Genomic DNA, 14,477 nt, shown 5'->3' on the forward strand with positions numbered 1-14,477 from the left:
CGTTACGGATGTAACGGTATGCGGTCTGTTTTGCTTGTGCCGCGCCATACAATGTACTATCACGACAATTATGCAAGCAAGCAGCGCGAGCGCAAAAGGAGGATCGAATGCGAACAATACGTATTGGAGCGGGGCAAGGCTTCTACGGCGATTCGATCATCCCCGCGATAGAAGCGGCAAGGCGCGGCAATGTCGATTATCTCTGTTTTGACTCCTTGGCTGAGCTTACGCTTGCCATTCTGCAGAAGGACCGGCAGCGGGACCCGGCCAAAGGCTATGCGTCAGATATTTCCCAGAATATGAGGGAGCTGCTCCCGCTAGTAAGAGCAAAAGGGCTGAAGCTGATAACGAATGCGGGCGGCATGAATCCGCTCGGCGCGCTGCGTGAGATTGAGCGTGCAGCTCGCGAGCTCGGCGGTTTGCAAGGTTTGAAAATAGCCGTTGTAACAGGCGATGATGTGTTGCCGCAGCTGTCCGCGTTCGCGGCGGAAGGCGTATCGCTCGCGCATATGGAAGACGGGCGCGAATTCGCTGCCGTTCAGAATCGTATCGGATTTGCCAACGCCTATCTCGGAGCAGAGCCCATTGTGGAAGCGCTTCGGCAAGGCGCGGATATCGTCATTACGGGCCGGGTATCGGATTCGGCTCTCTTTCTTGCACCGCTTATTCATGAATTCGGCTGGAATGCAAAGCAGGATTGGGAGCGGCTGGCTCAAGGCGTGCTTATGGGCCATTTGCTGGAATGCTCGGGTCAAGCGAGCGGCGGGAACTTTAGCGGCGATTGGCAGTCGGTCGAGTCGCTGGAGCGCATCGGATTTCCAATTGCGGAAGTGCGCGAGGATGGCGAGTTCGTCATGACGAAGACGGAAGGGACCGGCGGACTTGTGTCCGTTGCCACAGTGAAGGAGCAGCTGCTCTATGAAATCCACGATCCGTCCTCCTACAAGACGCCGGATGTCGTGCTCGATCTAATGAATGTGCAGCTGCAAGATATCGGTCCGAATCGGGTGCGGGTGACCGGTGCGCGTGGAGCGGCAAGACCAGATACGTTCAAGGTTGTGATGGGCTACGCGGACGGCTGGCTCGGGCAGGCCATATGGGGCTACTCCTGGCCGGATGCGGTGGCGAAAGCGCAAACGGCAGATCGGATTATCAGGAAGCAGATTGAAGCGCTCTGTCTGCATTACGAAGAGATTCGCTCGGATTATATCGGCCTCAATTCTTTACATGGCGGCGTATTGGCTAAGCCTCCCTCGGAGGAGCTGAACGAGGTTTACTTGCGTATGGCAGTACGGACGCAAAGCCGGGACGCAGCGGCGAAGCTTGGACGGCTCGTTCCGCCGCTGATGCTGAGCGGCCCGCCGGCGATGGGAGCTTTTCTCGGCGTAATGAAGCCGCGTGAGCTGCTCGGCATGTGGTCGTGCCTCGTGCCGCGTGAGATTATCGAGCGCGGAATCCGCGTGACCGTGCAGGAGGTGGTATAAGCGATGGCGATCATTCGCAAGCAGCTCCGGCATCTTGTGCAGGCACGCTCCGGCGACAAAGGCAATACGATTAACATCGCCGTATTCGCGCCAAACGCGGAAGTGTACGCCGTGCTGCTCCGGGAAGTGACGGCCGAGCGGGTGAAGGGACATTTTCAAGGTATGGTAAGCGGTGAAGTGAAGCGATATGAGCTCCCCGGCCTCCATGCGATGAATTTCGTATGCAGGGAAGCGCTTGGCGGGGGCGGCTCCGCAACGCTGCGCATGGATAATCTCGGAAAATGCTATGCAGCGAATCTGATGAGGCTTGAAATCGAAATCGACGACACCATACTAGTTAGCGCCAAGTCATAAGCGTAAAGAGAGGTGTTCGAATAATGAATTTCGACTTAACGGCAGAGCAGGCGATGATTCGAACGCTCATCCGCGATTTTGCGGAAGCGGAAGTAGCCCCTGGGGCAATTGAACGTGATCGGACCGGCGCGTTTCCGGCGGAGGTCTTCGAGAAGCTGGCGAAGCTCGGGCTGATGGGGCTTCCTTTTCCCGAGCAGTACGATGGCGGCGGGGCGGATACGATCTGCTTCGCAATCGTGGTGGAAGAATTAAGCCGAGTTTGCGCCTCGACGGGTATCACCTATTCGGCGCATGTATCGCTTGGCGGTTCGCCGCTCTACCTCTTCGGGACGGAGGAGCAGAAGCGGGACTATCTCGCTCCGCTATGCCGAGGCGAATATCTAGGCGCGTTCGGCTTGACTGAGCCGGATGCCGGATCTGACGCGGGCGGGACCAGAACGACGGCGGTTCAGAGTGACAACGGCTGGGTCATCAGCGGCTCGAAGTGCTTCATCACGAATGCCAGCTATGCGAAGCATCTTGCGCTCACGGCGGTCACCGACCGTTCGAAGGGAACGAGCGGCATAAGCGCGTTTATTGTGCCGACGGATGCGCCCGGCTTCAGCATCATAGATAACTATGAAAAAATGGGGCTGCACGCCTCCAACACTACCGAGCTCGTGCTCGATCAGGTCGAAGTGCCGCGCGATAATTTGCTCGGCGTGGCAGGCAATGGGTTCAAGCAGTTTCTCGCCGTGCTCGACGGCGGACGCATCGGCATCGGCGCGATGGCGGTCGGCATAGCGCAAGGCGCATTCGAGAAGGCGCTTCGGTATGCGAAGCAGCGCAAGCAGTTCGGGAGATCGCTGTCTTCGTTCCAAGCGATTCAGTTCAAGCTCGCAGACATGGCGACGCAGATTGAGGCGGCGCGCACGATGGTGTACCGTGCCGGATGGCTGAAGGATCAAGGCAGGCCGTTCAAGAAAGAAGCGGCTATGGCGAAGCTGCTCGCGTCGGAGATTTGTATGAAGGTGTGCGATCAAGCCGTGCAAATTCACGGCGGCTATGGCTATATGCGCGAGTACGAGGTGGAGCGGTTCATGCGCGATGCGAAGCTGCTCGAGATCGGCGAAGGGACCTCGGAGATTCAGAGGATGGTCATCGCTGCGCAGCTCGGCTGTTGATGCGGGGTATGCGCAGAAGGTGCCGGCAAGAGGGGGGCGCGGTAGCAAATGGAGCATGAACATGATGATGCGGAATCGGTAAAAGACCGGCTGCAGGAACAGATCGACGAGATCAAACAAGGCGGCGCTGCCAAATATCATGCGAAGAATGCCGAGCAGGGCAAGCTATTCGTCCGAGATCGGCTCTCGTTGTTGTTCGACGCAGATGTGGAGCTGGAGGACGCGATGTTCGCCAGCTGCGCAGAGTATGGGCTGCCTGCTGACGGCGTCGTTACGGCCATCGGCCGTATTCATGGAAAGCCGGTTGCGGTCATTGCGAACGATTCAACGGTGAAGGCAGGCTCTTGGGGAGCACGCACCGTGGAGAAAATCATTCGTATGCAAGAAACCGCGGATAAGCTGCGCATCCCGCTCTTGTACCTCGTCGATTCGGCAGGCGCGCGAATTACCGATCAGGCGCTCATGTATCCGGGCCGGCGTGGAGCGGGGAGGATATTCTACAACGAAGTGAAGCTCTCGGGTCGAATTCCGCAGGTGTGCGTCCTCTTCGGCCCGTCCGCGGCAGGCGGAGCGTACATCCCGGCATTCTGCGATATCGTCATTATGGTGGAGGGGAACGGGTCGATGTATCTCGGCTCTCCGCGAATTGTCGAGATGGTGACAGGGGAGAAAGCGACGCTGGAGGCGCTCGGCGGCGCTCGCATGCACTGCTCGGTTTCCGGTTGCGGCGACGTTCTGGCGAAGAACGAGGAGGAAGCCATTGCGTTGACCCGTACGTACCTGGGCTACTTCCCGGCGAACTTCACGGAGCAACCGCCAACGCGTGGGGCTGAGCCGCCTGCCGATCTCAAAGTGCCGCTGGACAGCATCATTCCTGACAATCAATACACGGCGTTTGATATGTATCAGCTCATTGATGGGCTGATTGATGAGCACTCCTTCTTCGAAATTAAGCGATTGTTTGCACGGGAGCTAATAACGGGGTTGGCGCGACTGAACGGGAAGCCGATCGGTATAATCGCCAATCAGCCAAAGACGAAGGGCGGCATCCTGTTCCACGATTCGGCGGACAAAGCGGCGAAGTTCATCAACCTTTGCGACGCCTTCCACATTCCGCTGCTTTTCCTCGCCGATGTTCCAGGCTTCATGGTTGGCACGGCTGTTGAGCAGGCAGGCATCATCCGTCACGGGGCGAAAATGATCGCAGCAGTGTCAGAGGCGACCGTGCCGAAAATATCCGTTATCGTCCGCAAAGCGTACGGGGCGGGGCTTTATGCGATGGCCGGTCCAGCGTTTGAACCGGACTGCTGCCTAGCGCTGCCTTCGGCGCAGATCGCCGTCATGGGACCGGAAGCGGCGGTGAACGCGGTGTACGCGAACAAGATCGCGGAGCTGCCGGAGGCGGAGAGAGCCGGCTTCATTACGGGCAAACGCGAGGAATATAGCAGAGATATCGACCTCTATCAGCTTGCATCCGATATGGTCATTGACGGAATCGTCCCGGCGCATGGGTTACGCCGCGAGCTTATTAAGCGTTTCGACGTGTATGCGTCGAAGAGCGTTGTGTTCACCGAGCGCAAGCATCCGGTTTATCCGGTATAAAACAAAGGGGGCGGAGCTGATGTCTGATGAGCAGGAGCGGGAGCGGGGGCAGGGGCAGGGGCAGGGGCAGGGGGAGGATTCTGCGTCATGGTCGGAGCAAGTACCGGGGGCATCGGCATCAGAACCGGCATCAACGCCGGCGCCGGTCCTCTGGGAGCAGCGGGGGCATATCGGATATATCCGGCTGAACCGCCCGGAGCAGCTGAACGCGATCAACCGGGCGATGCTGGATGCTCTTGGCGCGCTGATCGAGCAGATCGGGAACAATCCGCGCGATATCCGCGTCGTTGTCATCGAAGGCGCGGGTCGCGCGTTCAGCGCAGGCGCTGATCTGAAGGAGCGCCAGACGATGGGCTCGCCGGAGGACATCCGGCACAGCATCCATCGCATCAAAGCGGTGCTCGCAGCGCTGGAGCAGCTGCCGCAGCCGACCATTGCTGCGCTCAGCGGGCTCGCCTTCGGCGGCGGGCTGGAGCTCGCGCTCGCCTGCGACTTCCGCTACGCCATGCGCGGGGTGAAGCTCGGCCTCACCGAGGTCGGCCTCGGCATTATCCCCGGCGGCGGCGGCACGCAGCGGCTGCCGCGGCTCATCGGCGCAGCGCGCGCGAAGGAGCTCATCCTGACCGCGCGGCGCATCACGGCAGAGCAGGCCTATGAGTTTGGCCTGCTGAGCGGCGTTGCCGATGACATGGCGCTGCTGCACGCGGCCGTCTGGCAATTGGCGGCGGAGCTGCTGCGGGCCGCTCCGATTGCCGTCTATCAGGCGAAGATAGCCATTAATAGAGGGCAGGACGTGGACCTGCAAGCGGGGATGGAAATCGAGACTGCCGCCTACGAAGTCACCATTCCGACGAAGGACAGACAAGAAGCCCTCGAAGCATTCCGCGCGAAGCGAGCGCCTCATTTTAGAGGGGAGTAGCACTCTGAATTACGCTCACCAATCGTCTCGCTCAATTGCCCGCCTGCCTCTCCGCACCGTTTCGCTTAACACCGCATCCCATCACTCCGCTCCCCACCCCCTCCGACTTGACATGCAGCCATTTGGTTGCCTATTATATGGCTATGGACAACCTATTCAAAGCGCTCGCGGATTCCAGCCGCAGACAGCTGCTCGACGAGCTTTTCAAACACAATGGACAAACCTTGACCGAGCTCTGCGAGCATCTCGACATGACGAGGCAATCGGTAACGAAGCATCTCTCTATCCTAGAAGAGGCCCAGCTTGTCGTAACCGAGCGGCAGGGGCGCAATAAGCTGCATTACCTCAACGCCGCGCCGCTTGGAGACATTTATGACCGCTGGATCAGCAAATTCGACCAACACCGGGTAAACATTTTGCAGCAGCTGAAAAGAAAACTTGAGGAGGATCATGTTCAAAGCCATGACAACGACTAAATCCTTTGTTTACACGACGTACATTGCGACCTCGCCGGAGAAGCTGTGGGAGGCGCTGACGAGCAGCGAGTTTACAGAGCAGTACTTTTTCGGAAGTCGTATTGAGTCTGATTGGAAGGAAGGGTCTTCGGTGACCTACTCGCGTGATGGGGAAGTGACGGATTACGGGACAATCATCAAATGCGAGCCTTACCGGGTGCTGTCGTTCACTTGGAACTATGTGACGGACAAGTCCGGGCGCGCAGAGCCATCGCAAGTAACGTTCCTGCTCGTGCCGATGAACGGCACCGTGAAGCTGACGCTGAAGCACGAGAATCTAATTCCTTCGGATATCGTTGAACGCGACGACACCTTCGAAGGACTCAACAATGGTTGGCCAGCGATTCTTAGCAACCTGAAGACTCTGCTCGAAACCGGAAGCATATTGCCGCCTGTATCCCTATAATCCTGTTAAAGAAAGCGAGTGTTCCGCGACAATGACGAATAACTTAACCAACGTAACCAAGATACGCATCAACAAGTCTGCTGCAGACGTCTTCGATGCGTTCGCCGACCCGGACAAGCTCGTTCAGTTCTGGTTCGCAGGGTCAGGCCGATTAGAACAAGGCAAGACGTTCATCTGGCGCTACGAGGAATACAATGCCGAGGTGCCGATTTACGTTGCCGAGCTCGTGGAGAACGAGCGAATCGTATACCGCTGGGGCGGCGAAGACGGAGGAAATCTCGTTACGATAAAGCTGCATCCGGAGCAATCGTCCACCACCGTAGTCGAGGTTACCGAAGAAGGCTTCGACGCGAGTACAGACAGCGATCAGCTTCGCCAAGACATGATTGGCAACAAAGAAGGCTGGACCTATATGCTCACTTGCCTCAAAGGCTATCTCGAGTACGGTGTGAAGCTCCGCGCTTCGCTTGTGTTTTAGTCCATAATCGTCCATTACTCACCGGAATCTCCCATGCTATACTAGTAGAAGCAGTATGTTGCATAGCACAAGCATTCCAAATTACCGTGTTTCCGGCGAGAGGATGAAGATTTTCATGGCAAGCTGGCTTCAGCAAGGGTTAGGGATTAAATGGTTCACGCAGCATCAATGGAACAGTCATAAGCTCGTACGTACAAGCACTGATGATTCATCCGAGACAGCAAGCTATACAGCCGATCTACCTGAGGTGCGGATCGAGCTCTCCATTCAGCCTCATGCGGCTTCGCAGACAACAAGCTGCTATAAAGCTGAAGTGCGAATCACACCTAAGCAAGCTGAGCTCGCGATAAGCGGCGTCCAGTTTACGATGCCGATTGCAGCGGATCAGACCTGCGTGTGGAAACCGCAGCTTGCGCCTAAGGATAATATGGTTATCGGGGACAACATGTTCCGTTCACCCGCAATTATCTTCGAGAACGCTGAGCGAATGGCCGCATTCGTGCCAGATCTGACGGCAATTGAGCAGGACCGCCGCATCCCGCATGTGATGGATTATACGCTGCAGGATCACTCGCTCATGTATGGCCTTTGCAGCTATGAGGAAACAGGGCATGTATATCACAACCTGACCCCAACATCGATTTTGATAAAAGAACCGCTCGTATTCCGATTCTATCTCGCGGAGTGGGCGAAACAAGCAGACGCTAGAGACAAAGACTACCGCTGCGTGGAGCAGTTTTTATGGAATACTTTTGCCGTCGAAGCCAAGATGCCTGCCGAGCAGGAGCTTGATGTCATCGAAGGGCTCAAACCTTACGCGGAATACGCCTATAGCTGGGCACTCGACCGTTGGAAGGACGTCACTTGGCAAGAGTTTACGCTCAGCAGCGGCGAAGAGGTCGGCGGTGTCGTATTTATCGTCCGTGCCCGGCAGAAGCCAGGACTTGGCGAGGAAGACCAGTGGCGAGAGCCGAAGAGCCTCTGGAATCAAGCGTGGTTCTGCGGTCTGCGAACTGCGTACGGCTACGCGCAATGGGGGCGAACTCACAGCCGCGAGGACTGGGTAGCGAAATCGGAGAAAGCGCTTAACTTCGCGCTGAGTGCTCCGCAGGAGAACGGACTTTTCCCGAGTTATTTCAAAGCAGGGGAAGACAACAGCTGGGAGTCCGGCCGCTGGTACATGTCCGCGCCTCGTCGTCCGGATGGACATGATGGCTTCGTGCATCTGCTCGATGCATCTTGGACGTGCTATTGGATGCTGAAGTGGTACCAAGATGTATACGCGGATGAGCGGATTTTGCCTTATGTGCGTAATTATGTGAACCGCCTGCTTGAGCTTCAGCTTGAAAGCGGCGGCTTCCCGGCATGGGTGAATCCGGTCACCTCGGACATCTCCCCTTACTTGCTGGAGAGTCCCGAGACTTCCATGCACATCATGCTTCTGACCCTGCTGCACGGCATAGAAGCAGATGCTCGCTACATTGCTGCTGCCGAGCAGGCGGCGGAGATGGTGCTGCGCGACGTCGTTCAGAAGGGACGCTGGGAGGACTTCGAGACATACTGGTCCTGCTCGAGGCAATGGGAAGGCAAGCAGTTCGGCGTGCTGGATGCGCGAAGCGGGCTTTACAACCAGTGTAATTTCGGCATGTACTGGACGGCGGAAGCGTTCAAGGATTTGTATGAAGCAACGGGCACGGCGCGTTGGCTGGATGCTGGAGAGCAGGTGCTCGCCGAAGCATCGTTCTTCCAGCAGATCTGGCAGCCGCCGTTCATCGAGGTGCCGGCAATCGGCGGATTCGGGGTCATGACTTCGGATGACGAGTGGAATGATGCGCGGCAAAGCCTCTTTGCGCTTACTTATCTCGATTATTACCGCGTAACGGGCAACAGCAGATACAAGGCGAGAGCGCTCTGGGCGATGAAGTCCTCCTTCTATATGATGTACTGCCCGCTCAATCCGGTTGTAAAGGCGAAGTACGAACGCGTTCATCCGCAGTTAGACGAGCGAGATTACGGTTTCCATATGGAGAACTTCAACCATCATGACGGATCGGCGGTTGAAGGGCTGGGCGAATTTACGATCTTCGATTGGGGCTGCGGCGCTGCAGCCGCTTCGCTTGTCGAATTCGAGCGCAAGCTGCGTCAGTTGACGCCCTCGCTAACTTAACACAAAAAAGACTCAGTACCCTTATCGCAAAAGGGTCTGAGTCTTTTTATTATTCTTCTTCCGTTAAGCGCAGCACTTCGATCAGCTTCAGGAACAAGCTAAGCACGATAGCGGCAACTGTCGCCAGCGCCATCCCTTTCAGCTCGAAATTGCCCATTTTCAGCGTAGCGCCGCTCAGTCCGATCACAAGCACAATCGTCGTCAGCATCAAATTCGCCGGCTTCGAATAATTAACCTTCGTCTCAACAAGCATCCGCAGACCGGAAGCGGCGATAACGCCGAACAAGAGCAGAGACACGCCGCCCATAACCGGCTGTGGAATCGTTTGAATGAGTGCAGACAGCTTCCCGACAAAAGAAAGCACGATCGCTAGGCAAGCCGCGCCACCCACGACCCATACCGAGTACACTCGGCTGATCGCCATAACGCCGATATTTTCGCCATACGTCGTGTTCGGCGTAGAGCCTGCGAAGCCGGAAATAATGGTCGAGATGCCATTGCCGAGCAGCGATTTGCTGAGACCCGGATCCTTCGTGAGATCCTTCTCGACAATATTGCTGGTAACGATGAGATGCCCGATATGCTCAGCGACAACGACAAGCGCGGCAGGCGCAATAATGGCGATGCTGGTCCAGTCGAAGGTCGGCTTATAAAACGTAGGAGCGCTGAACCAAGGTGCTGCGCTGAGCGCTGCTTTCACATCAACGACGCCGAGAATACAAGCAAGCACATAACCGACGATGATTGCGATCAGAATCGGAATTACCCGAAGGAAGCCGCGGAACAGGACGGAACCGACAACTCCAATACTGAGTGTAACGATGGATACAGTCAGTGTCGTCGCATCAGGCGACCAATCTGCAGGAGCATCGGAGCTGGCGATGAAGCCTGCCATCTGCGCAGCGACCGGCACGAGCTCAAGCCCGATAACTGCAACGATTGCGCCCATCGCAGCAGGGGGAAAGACGACGTCGATCCAGCTTGTTCCGGCCACTTTAATAAGGAGAGCGATTAGTGTAAAAATAATCCCGACAATAATAAAGCCGCCAAGCGCAGCAGAATAACCGCCTTTGGAGTTCAGCACAACGAATACCGGGGAGAGAAAGGCGAAGCTTGAGCCCAGGTAAGCGGGTATTTTGAAGTTCGTAATGAGCAGATAGAGCAGCGTTCCGATCCCGTTCATAAGCAGAATGGTCGACGGATCGACTTTGAACAGAATAGGTACGAGCACTGTGGAGCCGAACATCGCGAAGAGATGCTGCAGGCTGAGCGGGACGCTGGCAAGCAGCGATGGTCGTTCATGGACTTGGATGATTTTGGACAACGGTATAGAGCCTCCTGATGTAGATAATATGCATTTTTGCCAAACGTAATCGTAACATACTTGCCCTAGGCATATAAGCGCTTGACAAAACTTTTAATAATGTCATAATGACAATATAAGAAAAACGAGCAGGTAAGGTGATCCCACTTGAACGAACCGCTAGACGACGCAGCTACGTATTCACCAAGCAAATATCGGACGCCGGACGGCGCGCCTGCCGATATCGTCATCTTTACAATTACATCTCAGGTCCGCAATAGAGTGAAGAAGTCGCTTCCGACGAGGCAGCTCGAAGTGCTGCTGATTGAGCGCAAAGGATGGCCATTCGCAGGGCAATGGGCGCTGCCAGGCGGATTCTCCAAAGATACCGAGACGATTATGGAAAGCGCGAAGCGGGAGCTGCAAGAAGAGACGGGCGTTGAAGACGTTCATATCGAGTACTTGAACGTTTACAGCGAGCCGGGGCGTGATCCGCGGGGCTGGATTATTTCACATGCGTTCGTGGCACTCGTGCACGAGAGCTATCTTGCGGGCCGCAGAGCCGCCGATGATGCTGCTGACGTACGGCTGTTTCCGGTGAGTGAGGCGCTCGCCATGAATCTTGCTTTTGACCACGAGCTTATTTTGCAAGATGCGCTGAACCGAATTCGGCATCAGATGCTGACCACGACGATTGCCCGCGAGTTTCTCCCTGAGGAGTTTACGATTGGCGAGCTGTATCAAGTAATCGAGGCTGTCGTGCCAGAGTTCGTGGAACGCAACTTTATCCGCAAAATCACATCAACGCAGAGCCGCAAGGGCATCATTGAAGAAGTGCGAGATTCACGCGGTGAGCTGAAGCTATCGAACCGCTACTCGCAGCGCGCAGCCCAACTGTACCGTTTCACGGATTTTCTGCCTCAGCTGTCTATATACAGCTAGGCATTCTTTTATCCAGTTTAATAATGTCATAGTGACATGATTATTAAAATGAGGATGGTGGGCACGATGAAAGCATTGATCGTCATTGATTACACGGTTGATTTTGTAACGGGGAAGCTGCCTTGCGGGGAGCCTGCAATTGCCATTGAAGACCGCATTGCCGAGCTGACGCAGCTGTTTGTCCGGCAAGGGGATTTTGTCGTGATGGCGGTTGACCTTCATTATGAGCATGAGGCGTTGCATCCTGAGCACAAGCTGTTTCCTCCCCACAATATCGAAGGCACGCCGGGGCGGGAACTGTTCGGCAAGCTGAGCGATGTTTACGAAGCGGAGCATGAAAGTATCTATTGGATGGACAAAACTAGATATAGCGCATTTTGCGGAACAGATTTGGAGCTGCAGCTTCGGATGCGAGGAATAACGGAGCTTCACCTCGTCGGCGTATGTACGGATATATGTGTGCTGCACACGGCGGTGGATGCCTATAACCGCAGCTTTCAAATTGCTGTTCATGCTGATAGCGTTGCCTCGTTTAATCCGCAGGGCCATGAATGGGCGCTGCAGCATTTTACCGGCTCACTTGGCGCAGTGCTTCTGAAGAACAATCAACCTATTTCGTGATATGAAGGAGATGTAAGTAACGATGGCTACGACGATGCAGAAACAAATCATAGCGGATCTCAAAGTAAAGCCTCAAATTCATGCAGCCGAGGAAGCGCGCAATCGAGTGGAGTTTATGAAAGCATATTTGAAGCGTACGAAGGCTCGAGGCTTCGTGCTAGGCATCTCCGGCGGGCAAGATTCCACGCTTGCGGGCAAGCTCGCGCAGCTGGCGGTAGAGGAGTGGAATGCAGAACATACGGATCAAGTGAGCTTCATAGCGGTGCGGCTGCCTTATGGCGTGCAGCAGGATGAATCGGACGCGCAGGATGCCATTACGTTTATCGCCCCGACTCGTACGGTGACTGTAAATGTGAAGCCAGCGGTGGACGCGGCGGTTGAGCAGTTTGCCGTAGCTACGGGCGAGAAGCTTGGAGACTTCCACAAAGGAAACGTGAAAGCGCGGGAGCGAATGAAAGCGCAGTATGATATCGCTGCCCACTATGGGCTGCTGGTGCTCGGAACCGACCATGCGGCCGAGGCGATCACAGGATTCTATACGAAGCATGGCGACGGCGCCTGCGATATGGCTCCGATCTTTGGACTTAATAAACGGCAGGGCAGGGCGGTGCTGAAGTCGCTGGGATGCCCGGAGCATCTTTATATGAAGAAGCCAACTGCCGATCTGGAAGATCTGAAGCCAGGCTTGCCGGATGAAGAGGCGCTCGGCATGAGCTATGAGAATCTGGATGACTACTTGGAAGGCGTGACATTGCCTGAGGAACTGAGCGATCGAATCGAAGCGCGCTATAGAGCGACGGAACACAAACGGCGCGGGCCGGTTACCGTCTATGACGAGTGGTGGAAGGGGTAAGGTGGATGGGCTACGATAATCTGACTCTTCACACGGATAAATATCAGATCAATATGATGTACGCGCATTGGATGCTAGACTCGCTTAATGATCGTGCAGTGTTCGAGCTATACTTCCGCAAGCTGCCATTTGGCAACGGCTTCGCGGTAGCAGCAGGGCTTGCGCGTGCGATTGCCTATATTGAAGGGCTCCATTTCGGTGAAGAGGAGATCGCCTACCTGAGGGAGCAAGAGGAGAATTACAAGGAAGAGTTTCTACAGCTGCTCCGCGAGTTCAAGTTTACGGGTAACTTGGACGCCGTCCCGGAAGGGACGATTGTCTTCCCGAATGAACCGCTAATTCGCGTTGAGGCGAGGGTATTCGAGGCGCAACTGATTGAGACGGCGCTGCTTAATTTCGTCAACTTCCAAACGCTGATCGCGACAAAAGCTTCGCGAATTAAGCAGGTTGTAGGCGATGATGTGCTGCTCGAATTCGGCACACGGCGGGCGCAGGAAGCGGATGCAGCGATCTGGGGCGCGCGGGCAGCTTATATAGCTGGCTTTCACGCGACTTCCAATATGCGTGCTGGCATGCTGTTTCATATACCAACCAAAGGCACGCATGCGCACGCTTGGGTGCAAGGCCACGAGACTGAAGAGGAAGCCTTCCGCAAATATGCGGAGGTGCTTCCCGATCAAGTAACGCTGCTCGTCGATACGTACGATACTCTGCGAAGCGGTGTGCCGAATGCCATTCGCATCGGACATATGCTGGAGCAGCAGGGCAAGCGGATGAATGCCATCCGGCTGGACAGCGGCGACTTGACGTATCTGTCTCAGCGCGCACGGGCGATGCTGGATGAAGCGGGTTTGCCGTATGTGAAGATTGTCGCATCGAATGACTTGGACGAAAATATTATATTCAACTTAAAAGCGCAAGGAGCGCGGATAGATGTATGGGGTGTCGGGACGCAGCTCATCACGGCAGGCGATCAGCCTTCGCTCGGCGGAGTTTATAAGCTTGTCGCTCGGGAGCAAGATGGAGCATTCATACCGGTTATTAAGATTTCAGGCAATCCCGAGAAAGTAAGCACCCCCGGCATCAAGGAAGTGTACCGCATCATCAACCGAGAGAGTGGAATGGCTGACGGCGACTATATTACACTCCGCGAGGAACTGGCGGTGGGACGCGGCGAGCCCATTCAGCTTTATGATCCTCTTCATCCCTATATGCCAACCGTTATTGATAAGTATGAGGCTGTTCCTCTGCTGCGGAGTATCTTCCAGGGCGGTGAGCTTGTTTATGATGTGCCGGAGCTAGATGCTGTTCGAGCTTATCACAAGCAACAGTTAAGCCAGTTCTGGCCGCAGTATCTCCGCAAGCTGAATCCAGAGATGTATCGCGTGAATATTAGCGTTGCAGCATGGCAGTTGAAGTTAGACTTGATTAAGCAGCATAGGGAGCAATAGGAGGTGCCTAAGGCGCCTCCAAACTTTTTTGAGAAAAGGCTTGCCAAGTCGAATCAAGTCGTGTTATATTCTATTTCTGCCGCTGAGACATACACGATGACGCGGTGGTCGAAACGAAAACAAGTTGAAAAATAAAGCTTGCAATTAAGTTTCGATGTATGATATATTCTAATTCCGGCCGAGAGGCTGGGACGAGAAATAAGCAAGTTTGTTCCTTGA

Annotated in this window: 14 protein-coding genes; 13 read left to right on the forward strand and 1 reads right to left on the reverse strand. The window is 55.4% G+C overall.

What is annotated here, in order from left to right; genetic code table 11:
* Nucleotides 1–107 precede the first annotated feature (107 nt).
* The 9 genes from AC0LWF_RS21840 (at nt 108) to AC0LWF_RS21880 (ending at nt 9,088) form a co-directional block, all read left to right on the forward strand.
* Entirely contained in the window at nt 108–1,484 is a 1,377-nt protein-coding gene (locus AC0LWF_RS21840) for an acyclic terpene utilization AtuA family protein (protein ID WP_474653649.1), read from the forward strand.
* Nucleotides 1,485–1,487: 3 nt separating this feature from the next.
* Entirely contained in the window at nt 1,488–1,838 is a 351-nt protein-coding gene (locus AC0LWF_RS21845; RefSeq protein WP_474653650.1) for an AtuA-related protein, read from the forward strand.
* Nucleotides 1,839–1,861: 23 nt separating this feature from the next.
* The gene (locus tag AC0LWF_RS21850; protein WP_474653651.1) at nt 1,862–3,001 is read left to right on the forward strand and encodes an acyl-CoA dehydrogenase; all 1,140 of its coding nucleotides are present in this window, start codon (nt 1,862–1,864) and stop codon (nt 2,999–3,001) included.
* Nucleotides 3,002–3,049: 48 nt separating this feature from the next.
* Nucleotides 3,050–4,603 carry an acyl-CoA carboxylase subunit beta gene (locus AC0LWF_RS21855; RefSeq protein WP_474653652.1) on the forward strand — a complete coding sequence of 518 codons (1,554 nt, stop codon included), beginning with the start codon at nt 3,050–3,052 and terminating at the stop codon, nt 4,601–4,603.
* A 19-nt stretch (nt 4,604–4,622) separates the two neighbouring features.
* Nucleotides 4,623–5,522, forward strand: a complete 900-nt coding sequence (locus tag AC0LWF_RS21860) for an enoyl-CoA hydratase-related protein (RefSeq protein WP_474653653.1) — start codon at nt 4,623–4,625, stop codon at nt 5,520–5,522.
* 137 nt (nt 5,523–5,659) lie between these two features.
* Nucleotides 5,660–5,998, forward strand: coding sequence for an ArsR/SmtB family transcription factor (locus AC0LWF_RS21865; protein WP_474653654.1), 339 nt, complete (start codon nt 5,660–5,662; stop codon nt 5,996–5,998).
* On the forward strand, nt 5,973–6,443 hold the full coding sequence (locus AC0LWF_RS21870) for an SRPBCC family protein (protein WP_474653655.1): 471 nt from the start codon (nt 5,973–5,975) through the stop codon (nt 6,441–6,443). The genes AC0LWF_RS21865 and AC0LWF_RS21870 overlap by 26 nt, the downstream gene beginning before the upstream one ends.
* Nucleotides 6,444–6,474: 31 nt before the next feature.
* Nucleotides 6,475–6,921, forward strand: coding sequence for an SRPBCC family protein (locus AC0LWF_RS21875; protein ID WP_474653656.1), 447 nt, complete (start codon nt 6,475–6,477; stop codon nt 6,919–6,921).
* A 115-nt stretch (nt 6,922–7,036) separates the two neighbouring features.
* Nucleotides 7,037–9,088 (forward strand): hypothetical protein, encoded by a 2,052-nt coding sequence (locus AC0LWF_RS21880; RefSeq protein WP_474653657.1) that lies wholly within the window; start codon nt 7,037–7,039, stop codon nt 9,086–9,088.
* A 49-nt stretch (nt 9,089–9,137) separates the two neighbouring features.
* On the opposite strand, the gene uraA is transcribed toward AC0LWF_RS21880, so the two are convergent.
* Nucleotides 9,138–10,412, reverse strand: coding sequence for a uracil permease (gene uraA, locus AC0LWF_RS21885; RefSeq protein WP_474653658.1), 1,275 nt, complete (start codon nt 10,410–10,412; stop codon nt 9,138–9,140).
* A gap of 147 nt (nt 10,413–10,559) precedes the next feature.
* Here uraA and AC0LWF_RS21890 point away from each other — a divergent pair, with 147 nt between their 5' ends.
* The 4 genes from AC0LWF_RS21890 (at nt 10,560) to AC0LWF_RS21905 (ending at nt 14,258) form a co-directional block, all read left to right on the forward strand.
* Complete coding sequence (locus tag AC0LWF_RS21890) at nt 10,560–11,333, forward strand: NUDIX hydrolase (RefSeq protein ID WP_474653659.1); 774 nt, start codon at nt 10,560–10,562, stop codon at nt 11,331–11,333.
* 66 nt (nt 11,334–11,399) lie between these two features.
* Nucleotides 11,400–11,954, forward strand: a complete 555-nt coding sequence (locus tag AC0LWF_RS21895; protein ID WP_474653660.1) for a cysteine hydrolase family protein — start codon at nt 11,400–11,402, stop codon at nt 11,952–11,954.
* Between the two features lie 34 nt (nt 11,955–11,988).
* Nucleotides 11,989–12,807 (forward strand): NAD(+) synthase, encoded by an 819-nt coding sequence (gene nadE, locus AC0LWF_RS21900; protein WP_474653666.1) that lies wholly within the window; start codon nt 11,989–11,991, stop codon nt 12,805–12,807.
* A gap of 5 nt (nt 12,808–12,812) precedes the next feature.
* A complete protein-coding gene (locus tag AC0LWF_RS21905) occupies nt 12,813–14,258 on the forward strand; it encodes a nicotinate phosphoribosyltransferase (protein ID WP_474653661.1) in 1,446 nt (481 codons plus the stop codon).
* Nucleotides 14,259–14,477: the final 219 nt, after the last annotated feature.

It is taken from the genome of Paenibacillus sp. sgz302114, assembly GCF_056120345.1.